Origin of the sequence: Leisingera sp. ANG-M1 (assembly GCF_000813745.1) — a bacterium.
Classification (GTDB): Bacteria; Pseudomonadota; Alphaproteobacteria; order Rhodobacterales; family Rhodobacteraceae; genus Leisingera.
Genome location: NZ_JWLC01000017.1, coordinates 25,116 through 50,645 on the forward strand (window position 1 = coordinate 25,116; position 25,530 = coordinate 50,645).

Below are 25,530 nucleotides of genomic sequence, written 5' to 3' on the forward strand. Positions count from 1 at the left end.
TGCAAAGGCCAGACCATGGGTAAACTGTTTTCCTACCGCAACCGGCCGGTGCACCTGGGCCCGTACCCGCTGGAAACCCTCGCACGCCAGGCAGAACCCGCAGGTCTGGATGAAATCCCGCTGCTGCAGCAGATCCCCTTCCGCCGCCCCGGGGCGCCCTTGTCCATCGTCAACGCGATGCGCGATTACCAGGCGATGCTGGATGCGACCCGCGAGGGGCTGGTGAAGAAAGAACGCGCCGCCATTCCTGCAGATCCGCAGGAGCGCGCCGACCACCTCAAGGCCTTCGGCTATTACTGCGACGCCTCGCTGGCCGGCACTTGCGCGGTGCCGCATTCCGCCTGGCTGGACGCGCCGCTGGTCAACCCGGATGTGGATGCGCTGGCCGAAACCCTGCGCTCCAAGCAGACCCAGACCTTTGCCTCTGGTATCGACGTGGTGCTGGCTTCCCTGCGCGAAGCGATGAAGGCGCCGCCGGCCAGCTGCCGCCACCACCCGCACGCCCTGGTCTTCGTCTATGAGTTTCCCCGCGACCCCGAGGCCGGGGAGGAAGGCACCGATTGGCTCGCCGATGCGCAGGATCAGCGCGCCTGCCTGCGCGCCGCGGAAACCGTGGTGACACTTGCCAACTACATCCGCCTGCTGGGCTGGGAGGCCCGGGCCCACACCGGCGCCGCTACCGACGTGCATCTGGGCAAGCTGGCGGTGCAGGCAGGCCTTGCAACCTATGAGAACGGCACGCTTACCAACCCGTTCCTTGGCAGCCGCTTTGGCATCGCCGCGATCACCACCACGCTGGAGCTGGCGCCGGACCTGCCGCTGGTTCCAGGTCAGGCGCCGGGCCTGAAATACCGCCTTGGCCTTGGCACCCATGCCAAAAGCGCCGCAAACCGCGATCCCTATGCCAAACGCCGCTTCATGGACGGCCCGCATCCGTATGAAACCCTGAAACGCGTCTCCGACCCAACCACTTACATCGATGAGCCCAACGTCGCCCGGGTGCCCAAGCGTGCCGACATGTTCGCCCGTGCCCTGTTTGGCGACATGGGCAAAGGCCCGCAGGAAGCCGCCAAAAACGGCAACTACGTCCGCAAGTCATCGGCCTCCTTTGCTTTCCGCCCCTCGCTTGCGGCCTTTGTCCTGCTGCAGGACGGCGAGGCCGCCCCGCAGATCGACCCCAGCGCCGCGGATGCCGCCCGTAACGCCGTCAATATCAAGGCCGCCGCCTATTTCCTCGGTTGCGATGCGGTGGGCATCTCGCGCTGCCCGGACTGGGCCTATTACTCGCACGACGCGGCGGGCGCGCCGCTGGCCCCGTACCACGAAAACGCGATCAGCATGATCATCGACCAGGGCCACGAAACCATGGAGGGCGCCTCCGGCGATGACTGGATCGCCTGCGCCCAGTCGATGCGCGCCTACCTGCGGTTCTCGCTGCTGGGCGGGGTGATCGCGCAGCAGATCCGCAACCTCGGCTACACCGCCCGGGTGCATTCGGTGATGGACGGCGAGGTGCTGCAGCCGCCGCTGCTGCTGCTCTCGGGCCTCGGCGAGGTCTCCCGCATCGGCGAGGTGATCCTGAACCCCTTCCTCGGCCCCCGGCTGAAGTCCGGCGCCGTCACCACCAACCTGCCGATGACCTGCGATCTGCCTGTGGACTTTGGCCTGCAGCGCTTCTGCGAAGCCTGCAACAAATGCGCCCGCGAATGCCCTTCGGGTGCCATAACCGCTGGGCCGAAACTGATGTTCAACGGCTACGAGATCTGGAAGTCCGACAGCCAGAAATGCACCACCTACCGGGTCGGCACCCCCGGCGGCGCCATGTGCGGCCGCTGCATGAAGACCTGCCCCTGGAACCTTGAGGGCCTGTTTGCCGAGGCGCCGTTCCGCTGGGCCGCGATGAACCTGCCGGGCAGCGCCAAGGCGCTGGCAAAACTCGATGACGCGCTGGGCAACGGTGAGGTCAACAAGGCCAAGAAATGGTGGTGGGATCTCGAAATGGTGGACGAGGGCCCCTATGACCCTTCTCCGCACCCTGTAAATGACCGCAAGCTGTCCAAGGACCTGGACTTGAAGTTCGAGGACCAGACCCTGGCGGTCTACCCGGCTCCGCTGGCGCCGCCGCCCTACGCCTGGCCCGCCCCGATGGACCGGGAGGCTGGGATTGCAGCCTACCAGAACATGATCACGGCCCAGGAGCACAAGCGCCGCCGCACTGCAGGCCTGCCCCCCGAACACATCTATACCGCCGATCAGGGCGACGCACCGGTGATGCGGATACGCCTGTCGAAAGTCGAGCACATGACGGACAGCGTCACCAAATACGAGTTCTCTTTGCCGGACGGCTCCCCGCTGCCCCCGGCCGCCGCGGGCGCCCATATCGATGTGGTTGTGGCACCTGAGTTCTTCCGCCAGTACTCGCTCTCTGGCGACCCCGCCGACCGTTCGAAATACCAGATCGCGGTGCTGCGGGAAGAGGAGGGGCGGGGCGGCTCCAAGCTCATGCACCGGATTTTCGAAGAAGGCCGGATGGTGTTCATCTCCAAGCCCATCAATCACTTCCCGCTGCAGGAGGATGCCGCCAAAACCTACCTCATGGGCGGCGGCATCGGGGTGACGCCGATGATCGCCATGGCGCACCGGCTGCATGCCTTGGGCAAGGACTTCGAATTCCGCTACTCTTGTTCGAAAAAGTCAAATGCGGGGTTTCTCGAAGACCTGAAGACCGTTCCGTGGACTGAGAAAGTGCATCTTCATTTCTCCGATCAGGGCTCCCGCGCCGACCTGAAACAGGTGTTGAAATACGCGCCTGGCAGCCATGTCTACACCTGCGGGCCGGACGCCTACATGCAGGCGGTGCTTGATACCGCCCGCGAAAACGGCTTCCCGGAAGAGACTCGGCATATGGAGTATTTCTCGGTTCCCGAGCAGCCGGAATACGAGAACCACGCTTTCACCCTGAAGCTGGCAAAGTCGGGCCGCGAGATCATCGTGCCCGCTGAAAAGACCGCAGCAGACGTTTTGCTGGAGCAGGGATTTCATGTGGACGTGAAATGCTCTGACGGCATCTGCGGCGTCTGCAAATGCGGGCTGATTTCGGGTGAGGCCGAACACCGCGATTTCGTGCTCTCCAACAAGCAGCGCGAAGAAGAAATCATCCTGTGCCAGTCCCGCGCCTTGCAGCCGGACGGGGTGCTGGAGATCGATCTGTAATCCCGCAGGACCGGAGAGAGGGGCCTAGCGCCGGGGGGAAACCCCGGCGCCGGGCGGTGCCAAGCTTTAGGCCGGGCGTTCGGACTGATCGTGGCCCAGGTCTTTCATGTCCTGGAAGCGATCGCCGATCCGGTGATGCGGCCGCCCGCCGGTGGCAACGCCGATGGCGATCAGCACCTCGTCCGGACCCGGCGCGTCGGGGATGTTGAACTCCACCGTTAGGAAATGCGACCGGGCGCCGCCCTCGGTGATGTGCTTCAGCGGCATGGTGATCGAGTTGCCCGGGCCGCCGCGCTTGTTCGAGAACGGAATGAACTCGCTGCTTTGCACAGAATCGCGCAGGAAGTTGCCGAAGCGCAGGGTGTGGATCAGGGCCGAGGCGTGCTCAACCTCGCCGTTGACGCCGACGATGCCGGATTTGCCGAAAGCCTGCACCTTGTCCCCGCCGCCCACCAGCGGCATCAGCCGGTTCACCATCTCCTCGCCCAGCACCGGGGCAAAGGCGTGGATTTCCGGGGTCAGGTCCTCGACAAAGCGCCCCGACCAGGGGTTCTTCAGCACCGCCGCCACCGCGGCCATGCGCAGGGGCGGGTTGGCAGGCTTGTGGCCCTCGATCAGGATGTCTTCGATCCAGGCAACGTATTTGCGGACTTCTGGGGTCATGTCTTGGTCTTTTCTGTTAGGCCGCCGTGGGCAGCAAGGAAGGGGTCTATGAGTGCTGCGACCTGATCCGGCGCCTCCAGCAGCACCGAGTGCTTCAGCCGCGGCAGGATGTGCAGGCGGGCATCGGGGATCTGTGCGGCCATGAACTCCGACATCCGCGGTGAGGAGCCGATGTCGTTTTCGCCGGTCATCACCAGTGCAGGCGCGGTGACCTTGTGCAGCTTGGCGCCAAGATCATTGCCCGCCAGCACCCGGTAGGCGGCAACGTAGCAATCGGGGTCGTTTTTCAGCGACTTCTGCCGCCGCGCTTCCAGCACCTCGGGGTGCTGTGCCACAAACTCCGGTGTGAACCAGCGGTCCACAGCATTGGCCAAATGGGTCAGGGCGCCGTCGCGGGCCAGGGTCTCGGTGCGCTCGTTAACGCGGGCCTGTTCTTCGGGCGTCCGGCCGCCGACAGAAGAGACCAGCGTGACGCAGCGCAGCCGCTCTGGGTGGCTCAGCGCAATCTGTTGAGCGATAAGCCCGCCCAGCGAGAAGCCTATGACCGAGGCAGTCTCCACGCCCAGATGATCCAGCAGCGCGACGGCGTCTTCAGCCAAGCCCTGAAGCGTGTAGGACCCCGGCGTGCGCCGGGATTGCCCATGCCCGCGCAGGTCAAAGCGGATGTAGCGGCGGTCCGGCGACAAGTGCGACAGCACCCCGTCCCAGCTCTCCAGATCCGAGCCGACACCATGGATCAGCAGCACCGGATCGCCCGTACCTTCGTCGCGGAAGTTCAGCGCCACATCGGCGGAGCGTTCAAACATCGGCTAGGATCCTGGCATCTTCCGCCCGGAAACTGAGAGTGGCCTGGCTGCCCATCTCAAGCGCCGTGGCCTCGGCCTGTGCGGCCTGTTCCAAGGCTGCCACTTCGGTGCCGTCTTCCAGCGCGATGATCGCCTTGCGGGACTGGCCGAGGTAAATCAGCTCCTTCACGGTGCCGGTCAGCGTGTTGCCGCCCGCAGCACCGGCGCCGTTCATCACCTTCAGCCGCTCCGGCCGCACCGCCAGTACTGCGTCGGCGCCTTCTTGCAAAGGCGCGCCAAGCTGGCCATTCAGTCCCCGCACCGAAGCGCCGGCGCCGTTGCAGCCCTGAGCCTTGCCCGCGATGAAATTGGTCTCACCAATGAAATCCGCGACAAATTTGGTCTGCGGCGCCTCATAGAGCTCGCGCGGCGAGCCGACCTGCTCGATCCGGCCATTGCTGAAGACGGCAATCCGGTCGGACATCACCAGCGCTTCTTCCTGGTCGTGGGTCACATAAAGCACCGTGGTGCCCATGTTCTTGTGCAGATGCATGATCTCCAGCTGCATGTGCTCGCGCAGCTTCTTGTCGAGCGCGCCCAGCGGCTCATCCATCAGCAGGAGCCGCGGCTTGAACACCATGGCCCGCGCCAGCGCCACCCGCTGCTGCTGGCCGCCCGACAGCTCCTTGGGCAGGCGGCTGCCGAAACCGGCGAGGCCCACCATCTCCATCGCCTCCTCGGCCCGCTTGCGGCGGTCGCCTTTGGCCACCCCGCGCATCTCCAGCGGAAAGGCGATGTTCTGCGCCACGGTCATATGGGGGAACAGCGCGTAGTGCTGGAACACCATGCCGATGTCGCGCTTCCAGACCGGGATCGGGTCCAGTGGCTGGCCATTTAGGCTGATGCCGCCTGCTGTGGGCTCGGTGAAGCCCGCAACCATCATCAGGGTTGTGGTCTTGCCCGAGCCGGACGGTCCCAGGAAGGTCACGAACTCCCCGTCGGCCACATCCAGATTGATGTCCTTGGCGGCGTCAACCTGGCCATAGGCTTTGCCGAGACCGGCGAGTTTCAAAAGAGGTTCAGTCATTTGCGTATCCTCAGGGTCTACAGGCCGGGCTCGCGGCCCGAGCGGCGGCGGGCGATGCCGTCCGCCAGCAGCGCAAGCAGGGAAAACAGGAACAGCACGGTGGCAATGGCGGCAATGGTGGGGTCTGTGTCGCCCTTGATGTTGGACCACATCTGCACTGTCACCGGGCGCACCCGCGGCGTGGACAGGAACAGCGACACCACCAGCTCGTCAAAGGAGATCACCATGGCAAACAGCATCCCCGACATCACCGAAGGCGAGATCAGCGGCAGCGTCACTCTGCGGAAGGCGATCCAGGGCGGGGCGCCGCAGTTGGCGGCGGCATCCTCCAGCCGCTTGTCGAAGACCGCCAGGTTGGCGCTGACCGTCGACAGCACGTAGGGCAGGGTCAGGATCACATGGGCCAGGATCAGCCCCCAGAGCGAGCCATACAGCCCCCAGATCCGGAACACGCCAAAGATCGCGGCGGCGGTGATGATCACCGGCACCACCAGCGGCGCCATCAGCACAGCACGAACCGCCAGCGCCCATTTGCTCTCCATCCGGCTTAAGGCCAGGGCGGCGGCGGTGCCCAGCACGGTGGCGGCAATTGCGGCCGGCACCATGATCTTGAGAGAGGTCACCAGTGTCCGGGTCCAGGTCGGGTTGCTGAACATCTTTTCGTACCACTGAAGCGACAGGCCGGGCGGCGGGAAGGTCAGATAGAGCGCTGAGCTGAAGGAGATCACAAAGATGATCACCAGGGGCGCCAGCATATAGACCACCAGCATCACGTTGATGATGCCACGCAGGCCGCCCCAGAACTTTGCAGAATAGAACATCAGATCCGCCCCCGGCGCAGTTTCGACACGCCCTTGATGATCGCAAACAGCAGCCCGGTGCCGATCAGCAGCACAATCGCGAGCGCCGAGGCCAAGGGCCAGTCGCCAAACTCGTCGATGCGTTCAAAGATCAGCTGCGCGATCATGGTGTCGCCGCGGCCGCCCAAGAGGGCAGGGGTGATGAAGTACCCAAGCGCGATGATGAAGACGAGCATCGCCCCGGTACCGAGCCCTGGCAGGCAGAGAGGTAGGTAGACCCGGAAGAATGCTCTGATCGGTGTTGCACCCAGGTTGGTGGCAGCCCGGAAGAAGGAGCCGTCAATCCGCGCCATCACCGAGTAGAGCGGGAACACCATGAAGGGCAGCAGCACCTGCACCATGCCCAACAGCACGCCAAAGCGGTTGTAAACGATGTCCAAAGGCTCGGCGATCATGCCGATGCCAACCAGGATGTCATTGATGATGCCGCCGCGCTGAAGGATCACCAGCCAGGCAAAGCTGCGCACCAGGATCGAGGTCCAGAACGGGATCAGCACCACAAAGATCAGCAGCTTGCGGATCCAGGGCCGGGCATGGACCATCGAATAAGCCACCGGGAAGCCGATCAGCGCGCAAAGGATCGTGGTCGCCCCGGCAATCGCAATCGTGTTCCAAAGCACACCCAGATAGATGCTCTTGGAGAAAATGGTGATGTAGTTCTGCAGCCCCCAGACAGGTTCGGAGACGCTGCGCTGCAACAGCCAGCTGACCGGGTAAAGGAAACAGACCCCGATCAGCAGAACTGCCGGTATCAAGAGCCAGAGAGTACGGTTTCCCGCCGTCATTGCACAGCGCCTCCAGTTGTTTAGAGGGTTTAATTATATGGCTGAATCGCCCGGCGGCACGCCGGGCAGCGCCTGACCTTCCCGTTTTGCCGGAGGCAAACCATTGGTTTGACGGGAAGGCGCTACACGCCTCCCCAAGGTCAGGCGCTGACATTGGTTGCCCAATTTCAGAGCGCCTGTTTCAGGGCTAAACCAAAACGTGCAAGTCGATCAGCTCAGCTTCCACTCATTCCAGCGCTCGGTCAGCGGGCCGAGGTTGTCCCGCCAGTAGGCCGCGTCTATCAAGAAGCCCTTTTCCGCGTTCTCCGGTGTGGTGGCGAGCCAGGGCACAACATCGGCCTCGACCTTGTCAAAGGCGGCCGGGTTCACCGGTGCATAGGCCAGCGTGTTGGCCATCAGCGCCTGGTTGTCCGCATCCACCGTGGCATTCATGAAGTGCTGCGCCACTTCGGCATTCGGTGCGCCCTTGGGGATCACCAGATAGTCGATCGAGCGGATGTTCTGGTTCCAGGTAAGGTCAACCGGCGCGCCCTTCTTGTTCACATCAAAGGTCCGGCCATTGAGCAGCACGCCGACGCCAACCTCGCCATCCACAAACAGCTGCTGCGCGGCAGAGTTCGATTTGTACCAGATCACGTGATCCTTGATGGTATCCAGCTTGCGGTAGGCGCGCTCGATGTCCAGCGGATACAGGTCCTCGGGCGCAACACCGTCCGCCATCAGGGCGATTTCCATCATCGGATAAGCGCGGTCGCGCAGGGCGCGCTTGCCCGGGAACTTCTCGACGTCGAACACATCGGCCCAGCTCTGCGGGGTGTTTTTGCCCACCACGTCAGTGTTGAAGGCGATGTTGTAGGACCAGACGATGCAGCCGATGCCTTTCTGATGCACATAGGCTTGATCCAGCGCGCTGGCATCGACGATACCAAAGTCGAGATCCTCGAACAGTTCCTCATTAGCGAACAGGAAGGTGTCGGTCACATCGACCACATCCCAGATCGGCTGGCCGCCTTCGACCATGGTGCGCAGTTTCGAGCCGCTCATCGGGCCGTCCTGGATTACCACGGCGCCGCTCTTCTCCATGAACGGGTTGCAATAGGCGGCCTCCTGCGCCGCCTGATAGCTGCCGCCCCAACTGGCAAAGACCATCTCGCGGCCCGAAAGGTCCGCCGCGGCCATGGCCCGGCCGGTGCCGGCGGCCAATGCGGCAGCGGAAACGCCCGCGGCCAGGGATGTTGTCAGGAATGTGCGGCGGCTGAAGCCCGCCCCGGTTTTGCGTTCAGTCATTTTTTCCTCCCTAAGGTAGACTGTAGTGTGCGTGACGCGCCGGAACCGTCTTTATGCGGCTTTCTGGGCGCGGAAATGCGGGATGACGCGGTCGGCGAACAACTCGACCGTGCGCTGGGCAACCTCATGCGGCAGCCCAAAGGTGGGACCGATCATGATGTGGTCGATGCCGATGGCCTGATAGCGCTCCAGCTTGGCGATGATCTCGTCCGGTGTGCCGAACAGCAGGTTTTCCTTGAGGTTTTCCGGCTGGTACTCGCCGCGCGCGGCGACGGTGTCGAAATCCACCGGCTCCGGGAAGCCGTTTTGCACGGTGCCTGCGTTCTTGAACAGGTTCTCGAAGTTGCGGCCGAAGTTCACCACCGAAGAGACGGCTGTATCCAGCACCGACGGATCGTCATAAACACAGCACACCCGCATGGTGGCGTGGGTGAGGCCCGCCGGGTTGCCGGCCGCTTCTTTGGCCGCGCGGAACTTGGTCTCCAAATCCTCAACCTCGGCAAAATCCTTGCGCAGGGCAGTGGACATCACGTTGCAGTTGTTCTTCAGCGCAAATTCAAAGGTGTTCTGGTCGCGCGCCGCCACCCACATGCTGGGCGCCTTGCCCAGCGGTTTCGGCACACAGGCGACCGAGGGGAAGTTCCAGATCTCGCCCTCATGGGCATAATCGCCCTCCCACAGCCGCTGCACCGCCGGGATGATCTCGCGCAGATACCGCCCGCCTTCGCCCTGCGGCATGCCGCCGGCCATGCGATCGAACTCATACTGATAGGCGCCGCGCCCCAGCCCCAGCTCCAGCCGTCCGCCGGTGAGGATATCGCACAGCGCCGCCTCGCCTGCCAGCCGGATCGGGTTCCAGTAGGGCGCCGCCACAACCCCGGTGCCCAGCCGCACGTTCTTGGTGTGGTTGCCCCAATGGGACAAGAGCTGGAACGGGTTGGGCGAGATGGTCAGCTCAATCGTGTGATGCTCGGCGGTCCAGACGATATCGAACCCGCCCTGGTCGGCGATCTTCACCAGATCCAGCGCTTCCGCGGCGACCTGATCCATGCCCTTGGAGGTGTCGAACCGCGCCATGTTGACGACAATGGAGAACTTCATGGGAACAATCCTATTTGTTGACGCGCATCACAAAGGCGTCCTGCTGGGCGCCGGAATAGTCGATCACGACTGTCTTGATGCGGCTGAACTCTTCGATGGCGGCAAAGCCGTTGTGTTTGCCGTAGCCCGAGTCCTTGTGCCCGCCGGAGGGGGACATGACAGAGGGGCTGCGGTAGGTGTTGATCCAGACCATGCCGGCCTCGATCCTGCGCATGAAGCGCAGCGCGCGTTGGATGTTCTGCGTCCAGATGCCCGAGGCCAGCGCGAAGTCGCTGTCGTTGGCCTGCTTCATAAGGTCATCGTCGTCGCGGAATTTCAGGATGGCGAGCACCGGGCCGAATATCTCTTCCCGGGCTATGCGCATGTTATTGGTCACATTGGTGAAAATCGTGGGCTCGACAAACCAGCCGCCACCCAGCCCCTCGGGCCGGCCGCCGCCAAAGGCCAGCGTTGCACCTTCGGCCTGGGCGCTTTGGGTGAAGTCTTCGACCTTCTCCACCTGGCTCCACAGCGCCAGCGGTCCCAGCTGCACGTCATCCCGGCGCGGATCGCCGATGTTGATTGCCTTGGCCTTGGCGATAATCTTGGCAACCACCTCGTCATAGATGCTTTCCTGGATGAAACAGCGCGAGCCCGCCACGCAGGTCTGCCCGGCAGCGGCAAAGATCCCCGCCACCACGCCATTGGCGGCGGCATCCAGATCGGCATCGTCGCAGACCACATGAGGCGACTTGCCGCCCAGTTCCAGCGCCGCCGGGGTCAGCTGCTCCGCCGCACCCTTGGCGATCACCTTGCCGGTTGCGGGGCCTCCGGTGAAGTCGATCTTGTTGACGCCGGGATGGGTGATCAGCGCATTGCCCGCGGTATGTCCCAGCCCGGTCACCACATTGAACACCCCGTCGGGGAAGCCCGCTTCCTTCATCAGCCCGGCAAAGGCAATCGCGCCGGCCGAGGCATGTTCCGACGGTTTCACCACCACCGCATTGCCGCAGGCAAGGCAGGGCGCCAGCGCCCGCATCATCATGAACAGCGGCGAGTTCCAGGGGATGATCACCGCCACCACACCCAGCGGCTCGCGCACGGTGAAATTCAGCATGTCCGGCTTGTTGACCGGGATCGTGGTGCCCTCGATCTTGTCGGCCATGCCCGCGAAATAGCGCAGGGCGACCGGCAGCGCCTGGCTCAGCGCCCGCATCTCGCGCAGCAGCTTGCCGTTGTCCTTGGTCTCGACCTCGGCCAGCCGCTCCACATGCGCGTCCAGCAGATCCGCGAGCTTCAGCATCAGCGATCCGCGCTGGCTCTGCGTCATGTCGCGCCAGGCAGGGTTTTGCATCGCCGCATTGGCGGCTTTGACGGCAGCGTCCACTTCGGCATCGGTGCAATCGGGCACCTGGCACCAGACCTCGCCGGTTGCCGGGTCATAGCTGTCGATCGGCGTCCCGGCCGAAGCCATGTATTCGCCGCCGATGTAAACCGGCAGGCAGGTGTCGCTAAGGGTATCTACGGTGAAAGCTGTCACTTGGCGCTCTCCTGATCGGTGATGAATTTGGTCCAGGGGGTGGCGCTGCGCTCAATCGGGTTGATCTGCCCGGCGCTGGAGGAGCCGTCGACATACAGTCCGAACCGCGCCTGGGCGTATTCGCTCTGGAACCGGCGCAGGATCGAGCGCACCTGCGGCACCGCCACCTCTTGCAGGGGCAGGCTGTCCACCGGGAACAGGCGCAGATCGCCCTCCGCAGCGCCAAACTCCATATCGCCCTGGAAGATCAGCCAGGTGGCATTGCCCGAGGGCGCATCAAAGACCGAGTAGAGAAAGCCCAGCTCCGCCGCGATGCCTTGCCCCGCCAGCGATTTCTCCAGCGCCGCGCGCCCCTCGCGGAAGCCCGCGCAGACATCGCCCATCGGCAGCGACCAGCCGTCCGGTGTCTTGCGCAGCAGCACCTCGCCGCCGCGGTCCAGCACGCAGCCCACCCGCACGCCGCCATGATGCGAGACGGAGTCGGCGGCCTCTTCGGCCAGGCCGAGGTCCAGGTAATGGCCGCGCAAATAGGCCAGCGGCCGCCCGTCGGTCTGGCCGAAATCCTCGATCTGCCCGATCAGGATCACATGATCGCCCGCATCCACCAGATTGTCGGTGGTGCAATCGAACCAGGCCACAGCCTCCTCGATCAGCGGTGTGCCCTCAGCACCTTCGCGCCAGTTGGTCTCTGCAAACCGGTCCTCCACTTTCGAGGCAAACCGGTTCGACACATCCTTCTGTGCCTCGCCAAGAATATTGACCGCAAAGCGGCTGGCCCGGGAGAAATGGCCAATGTTGGAAGAGGTCTTGGCGAGGCACACCAGGAGCAGGGGGGGCTCCAGGGATACCGAGGTAAAGGAATTGGCGGTGAAGCCGATCGGATTGCCGTCTGCATCCCGCGCCGTCACCACGGTGACGCCGGTGGCAAAACTGCCAAACGCCTGCCGCAGCTGCCGCCGCCTGTCTTCGCTGTCTGTGGCCAAAGTGCTCACGGGTCCGGTCCATTCCTGGTTCTGTTGCACACAGATTAGGAGTGGAAAGCGCCCGCGGTCCTCCGGCGGTTTGATCTAGGTCAGGAAGTATTTTTCCTACGGTTCATAGGAATCACGCAGCCTTCGCAGCCGGATTGCCAGGTCCAGCTCGAAACACTTGTCCGAATCGTCGAAATCTAACCCGTGCTGATCGCTCAGCTGCTCCAGCCGGTAGCGTAAGGTAGAGACATGGATTCCCAAGGCATCCGCCGCCTCCTGATACCGCCGCCCGGTCTTCAGGAAAGTCTCGATGGTCTCTGCCGCCACCTGCGCCTTACGCCCGGTGCCATTCAGCACCTCAGGCAGCACGCTGCCGAGATAGGCCTCGACCTTGACCATCTCGGCCGAGGCCATCAGCGCCGGAAACTCCCCCACGTTCACTGGCGTCACCCAGCCGGAAGCCTGCATCGATTGCGCCACCTCCAGCGTGTTGGCGCATGTCTCCCGCGCCTTTGGCAGGTCCTCGAACACCTCCACCTTCTCCGACATCACCAGCGCCGTGCCTTCGGGCAGCAGCGAGCGGATGCGGGACAGGAACAGCCCCTGCTGCCGCACTGCCTCACCGGCGCGGTCATCCAGCAGCAGCATCAGATCGCCATCCAGCAAGCAGGAGACCGAGGCCCCGAACACCGATTGCGCGCTGCGCAGGATGAAGCTGTGGGTTCCGTCGTCAACGCTGCCGCCGGGCAGCCGCAGCACCACCAGCCGCAGCGGCGCCTGCAGGTCGAAATCGAGCCTATGCGCCTCGTCCAGCATCTCCTCGCGGTCGCGCCAGTCGCCGCTGAACAGCCGCGACAGCAGCCGCCGCGCGGTGACCCGGCGCGATTTGAATTCGATGAAACTGCGCAGGATGAAAGACGACAGCGCCAGCCGCCCGGCCTGCGCCGCGATGCGCTCGTGATCGCTGAGCGGCTCGGTGCGAAAGAAAAACAGCGCTCCCACATGGCTGCCGTCGATCTGCAAGGGGCTCACCTCGGCGCGGATGGTGGAGCCCGCCACCGTCAGATCCATCACCGTGCCGCTGGCCAGCCCGCGCGCGGAAATTGCGGCGGAAATCAAATCCTCCGGCACCCGCCGTGCCGAGGCCAGCGCAACCGGCGGCGGCACCTCCGGGTCGAACAGCCCGCGCCCCGATGTCAGATCCACCGCCAGCCAACCCGCTGGAAACAGGCTGCTGAGTCCTGCGGCCAGGGTACCCGCGGCCTCGGTATCCAGCGTCTTGGTCAGCGAAGCGGTCATGTTCTCGAGAATGGCCCGCATCCGCGCGGCTTGTTTCTGCTGCTCCTCCAGCTTGCGCATCTTGCGCACCGCGATGGTCACCAGCTCGGCCACGCATTGCAGAAAGCTGAGATCGGTCTCATCGACGCCGATGATCTGCCGCGAGGCGACCGAATAGACCATCTGGCGCCGCTGCGCATCGCGCACCTCCAGCGGGATCATCACCGTGGTGTGGTAGCTGCGGCGCTGGGCATCCTCGCGGAAGCCAGGGAACTCATCCTGTGCGGCGGCGTCTTCCAGGATAAGCGGCTCGCCTTCCTCCAGCACCCTGCCCACCGGACTGTAGCGCGCATCCCAGCCGGGGAAATTGCTCAGATCGCTTTTGTTGAAGGGGTCATGCCGCACCACCGGGATCGCCAGCCCGGCCTCGGGGTCCAGCACCTGAATGCTGCTCAGGTCCCATTGCGAATGGGCGCAGACGCCGCGGGTCAGCAGCAGATAGGTCTCCTCGGCGTCCTGGCTTTCGTCGATGAAACGCGCCAGCGCCGAGATGTTGCGGAAGGAGGCGGCAGGGTTCAATGGGGCAGGCGGCGGCAAGGAGGGCTCCGGTTCGGATTGGGGCAGGGCTTCACTTTGGAAAAATCGGCCCCGCAATGCGAGTGCAAAATACTGGCCCCGTTTTTCAGCGTTGCGCTGTCTCCCAAGCCGGGTCGACAAAATAGGGCAGGTTCGACGGCGGCAGCGGTGCCTTGCCGGCAATCATGTCCGCCGCCTTCTCGCCAATCATCATCGTCGGGCAGTTGAGGTTGGCCGAAGGGATAACCGGCATCACCGAGGCATCCGCCACCCGCAGCCCGTCAATCCCGCGCACCCGGCATTCGGGGTCGACCACGGCCAAGTCATCAATTCCCATCTTGCAGGTGCCGCAGGGGTGATAGGAGCTATGGCAGGTCTCCCGCAGCCACGCGGCAATCTGTTCGTCATTCTGCACATCCGCCCCGGGCGACAGCTCGCGGCCGGTAAAGGCAGTCAGCGCCGGCTGCTGCAGCAGCTCGCGGCCCAGGTGGAAGCCGGCCACCAGCTCCTCCAAATCCTGCGGGTGCTCCAGCATGTTGAAGCGGATCAGCGGCTTGGCGTGCGGGTCCGCCGCCGACAGCCGCACATAGCCGCGGCTCAGCGGCCGCTGGTTGGAGATCTGCAGCTGGAAGGCGTGCTCCTGCACAAAATCCGCCGAGCCTTCGGCCACCGCGATGGCAAACAGCGCGATCTGCAGGTTGGGAAACTTCACCCCGGCCTTTGAGCGGATGAAGGAGACCGCGTCGAAATGGTTGTTTGCCAGCAGCCCCTTGCGGGTCAGCAGCCAATCCAGCGTGCCCTTGGCCTGGCTCAGCAGATTCAGGTGTTTGTAAAGCGTCACTGGCTGGGTACAGGCCGCCTGGATCGAGGTCAGCGGGTGGTCCATCAGGTTTTCGCCGACGCCGGGCAGGTGGTGCAGCACTGTGATGCCCAGAGCCCGCAGATGCGCCGCAGGGCCGATCCCGGATTGCATCAGCAGCATCGGCGAGTTGAAGGCGCCGCCGCTCAGCACCACCTCGCGCCGGGCCGTGGCAGTGACAGCGCCGCCGCGGTGCTCATATTCAATGCCGGTGGCGCGGCGGTCTTCGATCAGGACGCGGCGGGCATGGGCGCCGGTGATGATATGCAGGTTCTTCGGCGCATTGCGCAGGTAGCATTTCGCGGTGGAAGAGCGGCGCCCCTCGGCGACGTTCTTGGGGAAATGCCCGAAGCCGTCCTGCTGACTGCCGTTCACATCGTCGGTCAGCCTGTAGCCTGCCTGCTCACCTGCCTTGATGAAAGCGTGCTCCAGCGGCCCCAGCTCCGCCACCGACGCGCGGATGGCGCCTTCGGAACCTTTGTATTCGGACCCGTTGTCCACCCTTGTTTCCAGCCGTTTGAAATAGGGCAGCACCTCGGCGTAGGACCAGCCCTTGGCCCCCGCATCGGCCCAGCCTTCGTAGTCCAGCGGGTGGCCGCGCAGATAGAGCTGGCCGTTGATGGAGGAGGAGCCGCCCAGCACCTTGCCGCGCGGCTGCACCAGGCGGCGGCGGTTCATGAAAGGCTCCGGCTCGGTCTCGTAATTCCAGTTGTAGCGCGGCGCGTTATAGGCGTACCGCATCGCCGCGGGGATGTGGAACAAGGGGCTCGTGTCCCTTGGCCCGGCCTCCAGCAGTAGCACCGAAAGGCCGGGGTCCTCGGCCAGGCGCGCGGCGATGATGGCGCCTGCGCTGCCGGCTCCGACGACGATATAGTCATATGCGGTCATGGTCTTTCCTCTGGCCCGCGCCTGAGGCGGGGCGGATACGCAGGCACAGCTGTTCCGGGCGCCGCCGGTGACGGGGCGCGCAGCAGAACAGGCGGGGCCTGGACGCGGGTTAACTTCTGGCGAGCTTGTTCAGCTCCTGCTCGATCCGCTCGGCGGCATGGCCGATGTGGCTGCGCAGCATCTCCACCGCCCGTGTGCCGTCACCGGCCTCAATGGTGGCGATGATGTCCTCATGCTCGACATGCGGATGGCCGCGCAGATCGGCCACCCCGCGCATCACCAGCATCTGGGCAAAGCGGGCGATGCTTTCGTACTGGTCGTCGATCAGCTTCAGCGCCCGGGGCTGATTGGCCGGCGCCAGCAGCGCCAGGTGGAACTGCCGGTTCAATACCACTTTCTCGGCAAAGCTCTCGGAGAGTACATCCTTGCGGATCAGCGCCTTGCACTCGGCCAGTGTCTCGGCGGTGTGATGCGGCAAGGCCAGGCCCAGCACATAGGGTTCCAGTGCCATGCGGATATGGGCGATGTCGAGGATCTCGGACAGCTCCAGCGGCGCCACAATCGGGCTGCGGCGCGGGCGGAGCTCCATCAGGCCTTCGCTCGCCAGCATCCGGATCGCCTCGCGCACCGGCACCGCGCTGGCGCCGACCTCGTCAGCCACATCCTGGATCTTGACCTGCTCGCCCGCCGCCAGCTCGCCCGACAGGATCCGGTCCTTCAGGCGGGTGTAGATGAGGCGGGGCACATCGCCCAGATCAAGTACAGGCCGTTCCATCTGCTTCCCTTGCGCAGCCGGGGAAGGGGTGCGTATCGGCACCCGCCCGGCGCTGGTTTCTGTTGCTGCTGCAATGTCTTTTGTCACGTTCTCCGCCTTTTGCCCATGCCCTGGGCGTGTGATTTGCATGTGCTACTGCCGCAGCAGGCGGCCATAGCCCGGAATTGCCTGCGTGTAGCCGCCCTGGTGGATGGCCTGCCAGAAGGTCGCCTGATTGGCGGTGACTACCGGCTTGCCGGTGGCCGCCTCAATCGCCTCGATCTCCTGCGCGGCGCGGAAGTCGGTGCAGGAGATGAACAGCCCGTCCGCCCCTTCATCCGCGGCAAATAGCGCCGCCGCGCGGATCGACTCCGGGGTGACCGCGCTGATGTCGTCCGACACCTCGATGCCGAGGCAGGTGACTTTCACCGCCTCCACCCCGCCAGCCTCCAGCGCGGCAACCGTAGTGGCCGTCACCTCATCCGTGTAGGGTGTCAGCACGGCGATTTTCTTCATTCCCAATGCTTCAAACGCCGCATGGGCCGCGGTAATCGGGGTGATGCAGGCGGCTTCGGGGCGGGAGGCGTTGATACATTGCGCCACTTTATCCGCGCCAATCGTCGCGGTGCCGGAGGTGCAGCTGTAGATCACCGAATCCAGCCGCCCGCCGGGCAGGATGGTATCGGTGGCCGCAGTCAGCCGCCCGGCCATGGCAGCCAGGCTTTCGGGATCGCATTCACCTTCAAACTGCACCCGCGCCACAAACAGATGCACCTGGTCATCGTCCGGGCGCATCGACATCATGTCCCGCTCGACCACATAGTCGTTGGTCAGCGCCAAAAGCCCGATGCGGCAGCGCCCCTGCCCGTGGTCCAAGGCATAGCCCTGCGGCGGCCTGTGATATGCGCTCATGTGTCCTCCGTCGAGAAAGCGGCCCGGCCGCAGCCGGGCCAGTGAGGGAAGGGTATCAGATTGCCCGCATCTGCAGGTCTGCCATCGGATCGGACAAAAGATCGGCGCCGTCCTCGGTGATCACCCAGTTGTCCTCGGCATTGATGAAGCCAAACTCGTTCGAGAAGTTCGGGTTGCAGGCAAACACCATGCCCGGCGCGAACTGGATGTCCTCAAACGCCGCCAGAGACGGGTATTCGGTGGTCTCAAAGCCGACGCCATGGCCGACCCGGCCCACCCCTGAAGTCTTCATGCCGCGCGCGGCCAGCTCCTGCTCGACCACGTCGATCAGCTCGGCCGGGCTCTTGCCGGGCTTCAGGCAGGCATCTGCCTTGCGGCGCAGCTGCATCATCCAGTCGTAGAACTCGGCCATCTCGTCCGAAGGCTGTCCGATGCAGAAGGTGCGGGCCAGGTCGGAGGTATAGCCTTTGATGGTGACGCCGACGTCAAAGCCAAGCGCTTCGCCCTTCTGGATCACCTTGTCGGTGGGCGACAGGATCATGCCCGAAGCGCCCTCGGGCGCAACGCCGGAGATCACCGACAAGAGGGTCAGCGTCTCGGCCCCCTTGTTGAACAGCTCGGTGCGCAGGATGCGGGCGACCTCGTTTTCGGTCATCCCGGCCTCGATCTGCGGCAGGATGTCCTGCTGGGTCTGCGCGTTCAGCCGGGCCGACTGACGCAGGTATTCGATCTCGCGCGCGGATTTGATCAGCCGCGTATCCAGAATCACCTGTGCTGCGTCAATGAACTCTGCCTCGGGCAGCGAGGCGATCACCTCGTTGAAGCCCTTGTAGTTCATGCCAAGGTACTGCTCGCGGCCCATCTCGGTACCGATCCGGGCATGGGCCAGGCCGCGCTTCTTCAGCACGTTCGAGACAAATTCCACATGGCCAGTGAGCCCGCCCATCACCTCGATCCGGTCCTGCTGGATCCAGGTGGTGGTCACCACCTGCGCCACTTCAAAGGGCATGGTGATCAGAATTGGATCGTCGTCCTTGGGCAGGATGAACATGTAGGACCGGATCTTGTCGATCGGGTTCTGCGCCGAACGGTGCCCCGAAAAATACTCGTAGTTCAGCCGCTCAGTAATCCAAAGCGCATCCAGATCATGCTTGGCCATATGCGCGCGGGCGGTGTTCCAGCGCGCTTCATACTCGTCCTTCGGAAAGTCCGGGAAAGCCGGTGTCATTAAATTTTCTCCATCACCTTGACTCATCATATTTGATAAACAATAAATCATATATGATAATTGACAAGGGGCCATTTGGACCTCGAACGGAAAGGCAAGCACATGTCCGCCAACACCATGGGCACATTGGATTTGGGTCAGCGCTATGCGCGGCGCGCGGAAATCATTGGCAAATCGATCTATGACCACCCGCCGGGGGTGACGGTGCTGAGCTCCGGCCTGGCCTATCCGCCCTGCCTGCCCGATGTGGTGCGCGAGGCCTCGGTGGCGGCCAGCGACTTCATCAGCGAATCCATGCAATACGGCCCGCTGATGGGGCTGCCGGACTTGCGCGAAGCCATCGTCGATTTCGTCAAAGAAGACGGTGTCGAGATCGGCGTCGACAATGTGCTGGTCACCTATGGCGCCAAAAATGCGCTGGACCTGGCCTGCCGGGTGTATCTGGAGCCGGGCGACCGGATGATCGTCGCCAATCCCTCTTACATGACCGCGCTGCAGATCATGCGCAGCCACGGCGTCAACTTCCTGGGCATCAGCCAGGACGATGAGGGCATGAACACCGATGAGCTGGAGGAAAACCTCAAGCGCCTGCGCGCCAATGGCGAGCGGATGCCCAAGCTGTTGTTCGACATCCCCGACTTCCACAATCCGACCGGCATCACCATGTCGCTGGCCCGCCGCCAGCGCCTGATCGAACTGGCCAAGGAATACAACTTCATCATCCTGGAAGACGACCCCTACCGCCGCATCCGCTTTGAAGGCGAGGCGATCCCGCCGCTGAAAGCGCTGGATGATGCCGGCGTCGTGGTGTCGCTGGGCACCGTCTCCAAGATCCTGGCGCCGGGCCTGCGGCTGGGCTGGGCGATCGGCGATGCCGGCATCATCCGGCGCATGGCGATGCAAAAGGCCGACGGCGGCTGCAACCCGATGGCGCAACGGATCGTTGTCGACCTGATGCGCTCAAACAAGATGCAGTACCACATCGACGAGGTCACCGCAGAGATGCGCGTCCACCGTGACGCGATGATGGATGCCTTTGCCAAATACCTGCCCGACGCCAAAATCCGGCGCCCCAACGGCGGCTATTTCCTCTGGGCCGAACTGCCCGAGGGCTCTGACGCCGAACGGGTTGCTGAGCTGGGCATCGAACACGGCGTCGAGGTGTCAACCGGCCGCCTCTGCTTTGCCGAGGCCGGGCCGACGAACTTCCTGCGCATGGCCTACAGCTTTGTCTCGCCCGAGCTGATCACCGAGGGGATCAAAAACCTCGGCGCCGCCTACACCCAGTACAAATCGCAGGCTTAAGGAGCGGACACCATGGCAACCCCCATCGTCAGCAACGAACCTGTCTGCGAAATCGACCTGGAGGCCGAGGGCAAGCACACCGGTTACGTGCGCATCCAGTTCTCCTCGGACCGCTCCGCCTATGGCTGGCAGCCAGTGCCGATCATGTCGATCAAAAACGGCGACGGCCCGGTTGCCGTTGTCGTCGGCGCCAACCATGGCGATGAATACGAGGGCGTCTCGGTCACCACCGGCTTGTTCCGCGACCTGAATGTTGAGGACGTGAAAGGCCAGATCATCTTCCTGCCCGCCCTGAACGCCCCGGCCTTTTATGCGGGCAAGCGCACTTCGCCGCTGGATGAAAGCGGCGAAGCGAACCTCAACCGGATGTTCCCCGGCGTGCAGAATGGCAGCCCGACGCAGATGATCTGCTGGTGGGTGGTGAACCGGCTGCTGCCCAAGGTCGACGCGGTGTTTGACCTGCACTCGGCCGGCAAATCCATCGACCACCACCCTTCGGTCAAGATCCGGCTGATCGGTGATCCGGAAAAGGACGCGCTGCAGATGAAATTCCTGGAGCTGTTCGGCGCGCCCTTGGGCATCGTCGGCGACCGGGTGACCGAAACCACTTTCTCCTCTGCCACCGCGCGGCGCGAGATCATGTATCTCTCGACCGAGCTCGGCGGCGCCGGCAAAATCCGCCCCTGGATCCGCGACTTCGCTTTCAACGGCACGAAGCGCTGCCTGCGCGAGATGGGTATTCTGCCGGCAGCCATGGCCTTGCCCGACCCCGAGCACAAGGTGGCGCTCAAGGGCATGCAGTCCGGCGACAACTACATCTTCGCCTATGAGGACGGCATGTTCGAGCCAGTGGTGAACCTGGGCGATGTGGTCGAGGACGGCCAGCTCGCGGGCTACATCTGGAACCTGAAGGCGCCGTGGAAAGACCCGGCCGAGCTGCATTTCAAGAAAGGCGGCGTGGTCTTCTGCAAGCGCACGCCAGCACTGTGCGAGGTCGGCGACACCCTGTTCTTCACCCTCAGCGATTACGAGGGCTGATCAATGAGCGCGGTGCATCCCCTGTATATCGATGGTGTTTTCCTGGCTGGCGATGGCCGGGAGGTGCTGCCGGTGCTGAACCCGGCCACCGGTGCGGATTGCGCCGCGCTAACCTGCGCCACGGCGGAAGATGCCGCCGCGGCTGCGGCTGCCGCGAGGCGGGCGCACCAGGCGTGGTCCCAACGCGCTCCCCGGGACCGCGCTGCCGCCCTGCAGATGATGGCAGTAAAACTGCTGGAGCACCGCGAACCCATCGCCCGGGCCTTGACCCGGGAACAGGGCAAGCCGCTGCCCGAGGCCCGCGAAGAACTTGACGGCTGCGCCGCAATCTTCCGTTTCTACGCCGATACGGCAGAGACGTATGAGTTCAATTACGTGGTGCCAGGCGGCGCCGACCGGCACATCCGCGAAACCGCCAAAGGACCGGTGCTGATCATCAACACCTGGAACTTCCCGGTCGAAGCGGTGGTTTCGCACATGGCGCCGTCGCTGGCGGCAGGCTGCGCCTCGGTGGTGCTGGCCAACCGCGACGCGCCGGGCTGCGTGGCAGCATTCTTCCAGGCGATGGACGAACTGGACCTGCCGCCGGGGCTGATCAACCTGGTGACGGGTCGCTCCTCGCAGCTGTCGGATCAGCTGGTGGACGACCCGGCCATTGCCCATGTGAGCTATACCGGCTCGGTTTCCGTCGGCAGGGCGCTGGCCGCCAGGGCAGGGGGCCAGCTGAAACGCTGCACCCTGGAGCTGGGCGGCAACGCCCCCGCCATCGTGCTGCCCGGCGCGGACATTGAAACCGCGGCCAAGGCCTATGCCGGTAAACGCTTCTGGAACGCAGGCCAGGTCTGCACCGCGCCGAACCGGATCTATGTGAACCGGGCGCAGTACGACGGTTTCACCCGTGCGGTGGTGGACTATGCCGAAAGCCTGACCGTCGGGGATGGCATTGCGGATGGCGTGGACGTCGGCCCGATGGCCAACGAGCGCCGCAGCACCTGGATGGCGGAAATCGTGGCGGACGCGCTGCAGCGCGGCGCCACCATGCTCACCGGCCAGACCCGCCCCTCCGAAACTGGTTTCTTCTGGAAACCCACGGTGCTGGCGGATGTGCCTGAGGATGCCCTTGGCATGCGCGAAGAGATCTTCGGCCCCATCGCCTGTATCCGCCCTTATGACGATCTCGACGAAGTCATCGCCCGGGTAAACACCTGCAACATCGGCCTCAGCGGCTATGTGCAAGGGCCGGACACATCCGGAGCCCTGGCCGTTGCCCAGCGGCTGGAAGTTGGTTCAGTGGGCGCCAATCAGATGGTCACCGCCTTCATCGACACGCCGTTCGGCGGCATCAAATCCTCGGGCCTCGGCACCGTCGGGGGCGCCTCGGCGATGCGTGAATACCTGTTCCCGCGCCTGGTGGCGGTGCCTCCCGCAGAACCGCAAGCGGTCTGAGCCATGCGTGATCTGGGAGGAGAGACCATGCAAGCACAGATCGGATTTGTCTGGCCCGATACCGGCGACGCGCTGGAGCGGTTCGAAATGGCCAGCAGCGCCGCGCTGACCCGCGCCGCGGGCTGTGCGGGGCTGAGCTACAGCGTTGGCTCCTCGAAAGGCCCCGCGGGCCACTCGGTTGAGGCGCTGAAAGGCGTAGGCGAAGTGGACAGCATCGCCGAGGCTGGCGCGCACCTCTCAGATCAGGGGGCGCAGGCGGTGGTCTGGGCCTGCACCTCCGGCAGTTTCATCGGCGGGCTGGAGTGGAGCCTGCAGCAGCGCCGCAGCCTTCGCCGCCAGATTGGCTGCCCGGTCACCAGCGGCACCCTGGCGCTGATTTCCGCAGCGCTGCGGCTGGGGTTCCAAACCGTCGATGTGCTGAGCCCGTACCCCGAAGACGTCTCGGAAATCTTCCGCAGCTGCCTGCGGGATGCAGGGCTGAAGGTGGCCTCCATGCGGATGCTGCATTCGCCCGGCGCCACCGCCTCGGCCAATCTGCCGCTGACAGAGGAATGCCGCCGCTATGCCGAAACCGGCCGGCTCAAAGGCGGCGCATTGCTGATCCCGGACACCGCCGTCAACTCGCTGACGCTGATCGGCGAGCTGGAGGCTGCGGCCGGTCAGCCGGTGCTGACCGTCAATCAGGCCTGCGTCTTTGAAGGCGCCGCGCTGATCGGCCGGGCTGCGCCGCTGACCCGCTTGCCGCCCTTTCATCGCTTCCAGACTTGCCCGGAGGGAAAGATCCTATGATCGATTTCAACTATCTCGCCTCGCTGGATTTCTCCATACCCTGGAAATACCGCTGGCAGCTGCTCGATGGCGCCGCCACCAGCCTCTATCTCGCCTTTATCGCCTCAGTAGTTGGGCTGCTGCTGGGCATCCTGCTGGCCATCGTGATCCGCTCGAAATACCGCGGCGTGCGCTACCTGGTGCTGGCTTATGTGGAGTTCTTCCGCAACACGCCGCTATTGGTGCAGCTCACCTGGATCCACTTCGTGCTGCCGCTGGCCACCGGCATCAACACCACGCCGCTCACCTCCGGCCTGATTGCGCTGACCCTCAACGTCACCGCCTATTTCTGCGAGATCGCCCGGGCCGGTATCAACTCGGTCCCCAAAGGCCAGTGGGAGGCCGCCAGCGCGCTGGGCCTGCATTGGTTCCCGGTATGGGTAAAGGTGGTGCTGCCGCAGGCGCTGCGGGTGATGATCCCGCCGCTGGCCAACATGATCATCAACATCTTCAAGGCCACCGCCATCCTCTCGATCCTGGCCGTGGACGACCTGATGCGCGTCGCCACCCGCATCGCCAACTCCACCTTCAAACCGGTCGAGCTGATCACCGCCGCGGCGCTGATCTACCTGGTGATGGGCTCGGTTCTAGCCTTCGGCGCCGACTGGGTGGAACGCAAATACGGCCCGCAAAGGAGCAAGTCATGATCTTCGATTGGGGCATTCTGGCCGACAATATCGACATCCTTGCCCAGGGCGCGATGAACACGGCGCTGGTGCTGGTGCTGTCGCTGCTGATCGGCTCGGTGATTGGCGGCGTGGTCTGCGCGGGCAACCTGCAGACCAACCGCGCCCTGCGGCTGCCCGCCCGGATCTACGCCCATATCTTCCGCACGGTGCCGGAAATGGCGCTGATCTTCTGGGTCTACCTGGCGATGCCACTGGTGCTGGGCATCCGCATGTCTGCCTTCACCTCGGGCACCATCGCCATCTCGCTGGTGGCGGGCGCCTTCCTGGGCGAGATCTTCCGTGCGGGCATCGTCGCCCTGCCCAAGGGCCAGAACGAGGCCGCCCAGGCGCTGGGCCTCGGCTTAATCGCCCGCTGGTACAAGGTGCTGCTGCCGCAAGCGCTGAAACTGGTGCTGCCCACCATCGTCAACTTCGTTACCGAGCTGATGAAAATGACCAGCCTCCTGGCCGCCATCTCGGTGGGCGAACTCGCCTATCAGGCCAATGTGCTGGGCGGTCAGACCTTCAAATACAACGAGTTCTTCACCTCCGTCGCCATCGCCTATTTCTGCATGATCTTCCCGGTCACGCTGCTGGCCCGGCGGCTGGAGCGCAAACGGGATGCCCGCGCCTGACGGGCCCCCGCAAACCCAAAACCAACAGTTTCCAAGGGAGGACACCACAATGAAACTGCTCAACACCCTCAAGGCCGCTGCGGTTGCGGCCCTGGCCATGACTAGCGCCGCTGCGGCCCAGACCACCATGGACGGCATTCAGTCGGACGGCGTGCTGCGCGTCGGCATGGCGGACTCGCTGCCGTTCCAGTGGAAGGATGCAGCCTCGGGCGAATGGCGCGGCTACAATGTCGACATGGCGGGCAGGATGGCCGAAGCCATGGGCGTCGAGCTGGAGATCGTCGACGCCACCTGGTCGACCCTGATTCCGGGCCTGGAAGGCGACCGCTGGGACGTGGCCTTTGTCGACATGTTCGCAACGCCCGAGCGCGCGGTGAAGGTGATGTTCACCGACCCCTACTACCAGACCCGCCAGGTGGTGCTGGGCAACTCCCGCTCGGATATCGCCACCTGGGACGAGCTGAACAGCGCGGGCAAATCCATCGTGGTGCTGGCCGGTACTGCTGATGAAGCGGTAGCCAAGGAAGAATTTCCCAACGCCGAAACCCGCCCGATGGTGGCTGAAGGCCTGGCCGCAACCGTTCTGGAAGTGGCCGGCGGCCGCGCCGACGCGCTGATTGCCTCCGAGCTCAACATCAAGCTCTACATCGCCAGTAACCCGGACGCGCCGCTGCACATCATCGAAAACGGCCGCGGTATCGAGGCGCAGGGCTTCTCCTATGCGGTGCGCCCGGGCGACACCCACTTGCTGGAGTTCCTTAACACCTGGGTGCGCTCCGCCAATGCTACCGGCCTGTCGGGCGAGATGGAAAGCAAGTGGATCGACAATTTTCAGGACTGATCT

Annotated in this window: 22 protein-coding genes; 8 read left to right on the forward strand and 14 right to left on the reverse strand. The window is 64.2% G+C overall.

What is annotated here, in order from left to right; translation table 11 throughout:
• The first annotated feature begins 15 nt into the window (after positions 1 to 15).
• Positions 16 to 3,213 (forward strand): 2Fe-2S iron-sulfur cluster-binding protein, encoded by a 3,198-nt coding sequence (locus RA19_RS14815; RefSeq protein ID WP_039163934.1) that lies wholly within the window; start codon positions 16 to 18, stop codon positions 3,211 to 3,213.
• 66 nt (positions 3,214 to 3,279) lie between these two features.
• On the opposite strand, the gene RA19_RS14820 is transcribed toward RA19_RS14815, so the two are convergent.
• The 14 genes from RA19_RS14820 to RA19_RS14885 all read right to left on the reverse strand — a co-directional run bounded on the left by RA19_RS14820 (position 3,280) and on the right by RA19_RS14885 (position 18,766).
• A complete protein-coding gene (locus RA19_RS14820) occupies positions 3,280 to 3,876 on the reverse strand; it encodes an amino acid synthesis family protein (RefSeq protein WP_039163937.1) in 597 nt (198 codons plus the stop codon).
• Complete coding sequence (locus RA19_RS14825; protein WP_039163939.1) at positions 3,873 to 4,682, reverse strand: alpha/beta fold hydrolase; 810 nt, start codon at positions 4,680 to 4,682, stop codon at positions 3,873 to 3,875. Before RA19_RS14825 ends, RA19_RS14820 begins: the two co-directional genes overlap by 4 nt.
• Complete coding sequence (locus tag RA19_RS14830) at positions 4,675 to 5,748, reverse strand: ABC transporter ATP-binding protein (protein ID WP_039163941.1); 1,074 nt, start codon at positions 5,746 to 5,748, stop codon at positions 4,675 to 4,677. Before RA19_RS14830 ends, RA19_RS14825 begins: the two co-directional genes overlap by 8 nt.
• Positions 5,749 to 5,765: 17 nt before the next feature.
• Positions 5,766 to 6,569, reverse strand: coding sequence for an ABC transporter permease (locus RA19_RS14835; RefSeq protein WP_039163943.1), 804 nt, complete (start codon positions 6,567 to 6,569; stop codon positions 5,766 to 5,768).
• On the reverse strand, positions 6,569 to 7,393 hold the full coding sequence (locus RA19_RS14840) for an ABC transporter permease (protein WP_039163945.1): 825 nt from the start codon (positions 7,391 to 7,393) through the stop codon (positions 6,569 to 6,571). Before RA19_RS14840 ends, RA19_RS14835 begins: the two co-directional genes overlap by 1 nt.
• 210 nt (positions 7,394 to 7,603) lie before the next feature.
• Positions 7,604 to 8,680 carry an ABC transporter substrate-binding protein gene (locus RA19_RS14845; RefSeq protein ID WP_052261810.1) on the reverse strand — a complete coding sequence of 359 codons (1,077 nt, stop codon included), beginning with the start codon at positions 8,678 to 8,680 and terminating at the stop codon, positions 7,604 to 7,606.
• A gap of 51 nt (positions 8,681 to 8,731) precedes the next feature.
• Complete coding sequence (locus RA19_RS14850; RefSeq protein WP_039163947.1) at positions 8,732 to 9,781, reverse strand: LLM class flavin-dependent oxidoreductase; 1,050 nt, start codon at positions 9,779 to 9,781, stop codon at positions 8,732 to 8,734.
• 10 nt (positions 9,782 to 9,791) lie between these two features.
• Positions 9,792 to 11,300 (reverse strand): aldehyde dehydrogenase, encoded by a 1,509-nt coding sequence (locus tag RA19_RS14855; protein ID WP_039163949.1) that lies wholly within the window; start codon positions 11,298 to 11,300, stop codon positions 9,792 to 9,794.
• On the reverse strand, positions 11,297 to 12,292 hold the full coding sequence (locus RA19_RS14860) for a flavin reductase (protein ID WP_193748280.1): 996 nt from the start codon (positions 12,290 to 12,292) through the stop codon (positions 11,297 to 11,299). Before RA19_RS14860 ends, RA19_RS14855 begins: the two co-directional genes overlap by 4 nt.
• A 96-nt stretch (positions 12,293 to 12,388) precedes the next feature.
• On the reverse strand, positions 12,389 to 14,128 hold the full coding sequence (locus RA19_RS14865; RefSeq protein WP_039163952.1) for a helix-turn-helix domain-containing protein: 1,740 nt from the start codon (positions 14,126 to 14,128) through the stop codon (positions 12,389 to 12,391).
• Between the two features lie 103 nt (positions 14,129 to 14,231).
• On the reverse strand, positions 14,232 to 15,872 hold the full coding sequence (locus RA19_RS14870) for a choline dehydrogenase (RefSeq protein ID WP_039163954.1): 1,641 nt from the start codon (positions 15,870 to 15,872) through the stop codon (positions 14,232 to 14,234).
• Positions 15,873 to 15,981: 109 nt separating this feature from the next.
• The gene (locus tag RA19_RS14875; protein WP_039163957.1) at positions 15,982 to 16,647 is read right to left on the reverse strand and encodes a GntR family transcriptional regulator; all 666 of its coding nucleotides are present in this window, start codon (positions 16,645 to 16,647) and stop codon (positions 15,982 to 15,984) included.
• A 132-nt stretch (positions 16,648 to 16,779) separates the two neighbouring features.
• Positions 16,780 to 17,538, reverse strand: coding sequence for a maleate cis-trans isomerase family protein (locus tag RA19_RS14880; RefSeq protein WP_039163959.1), 759 nt, complete (start codon positions 17,536 to 17,538; stop codon positions 16,780 to 16,782).
• A 55-nt stretch (positions 17,539 to 17,593) separates the two neighbouring features.
• A complete protein-coding gene (locus RA19_RS14885; protein ID WP_039163961.1) occupies positions 17,594 to 18,766 on the reverse strand; it encodes a M24 family metallopeptidase in 1,173 nt (390 codons plus the stop codon).
• Positions 18,767 to 18,868: 102 nt separating this feature from the next.
• Between RA19_RS14885 and RA19_RS14890 the strand changes: the two genes are divergently transcribed.
• From RA19_RS14890 to RA19_RS14920, 7 genes are read left to right on the forward strand one after another with little or no spacing between them, the layout of a single operon-like run.
• Positions 18,869 to 20,071 (forward strand): aminotransferase-like domain-containing protein, encoded by a 1,203-nt coding sequence (locus RA19_RS14890; RefSeq protein WP_052261812.1) that lies wholly within the window; start codon positions 18,869 to 18,871, stop codon positions 20,069 to 20,071.
• Positions 20,072 to 20,083: 12 nt separating this feature from the next.
• Positions 20,084 to 21,109 carry a succinylglutamate desuccinylase/aspartoacylase family protein gene (locus RA19_RS14895; RefSeq protein ID WP_039163964.1) on the forward strand — a complete coding sequence of 342 codons (1,026 nt, stop codon included), beginning with the start codon at positions 20,084 to 20,086 and terminating at the stop codon, positions 21,107 to 21,109.
• Positions 21,110 to 21,112: 3 nt separating this feature from the next.
• Positions 21,113 to 22,555 (forward strand): aldehyde dehydrogenase family protein, encoded by a 1,443-nt coding sequence (locus RA19_RS14900; protein WP_039163966.1) that lies wholly within the window; start codon positions 21,113 to 21,115, stop codon positions 22,553 to 22,555.
• A gap of 27 nt (positions 22,556 to 22,582) precedes the next feature.
• Positions 22,583 to 23,344 (forward strand): aspartate racemase/maleate isomerase family protein, encoded by a 762-nt coding sequence (locus tag RA19_RS14905; RefSeq protein WP_052261813.1) that lies wholly within the window; start codon positions 22,583 to 22,585, stop codon positions 23,342 to 23,344.
• Entirely contained in the window at positions 23,341 to 24,030 is a 690-nt protein-coding gene (locus RA19_RS14910; RefSeq protein ID WP_039163967.1) for an amino acid ABC transporter permease, read from the forward strand. The genes RA19_RS14905 and RA19_RS14910 overlap by 4 nt, the downstream gene beginning before the upstream one ends.
• A complete protein-coding gene (locus RA19_RS14915) occupies positions 24,027 to 24,686 on the forward strand; it encodes an amino acid ABC transporter permease (protein WP_039163969.1) in 660 nt (219 codons plus the stop codon). The genes RA19_RS14910 and RA19_RS14915 overlap by 4 nt, the downstream gene beginning before the upstream one ends.
• Positions 24,687 to 24,735: 49 nt before the next feature.
• Positions 24,736 to 25,527, forward strand: a complete 792-nt coding sequence (locus RA19_RS14920; RefSeq protein ID WP_039163971.1) for a substrate-binding periplasmic protein — start codon at positions 24,736 to 24,738, stop codon at positions 25,525 to 25,527.
• The last annotated feature ends 3 nt before the right edge of the window (positions 25,528 to 25,530 follow it).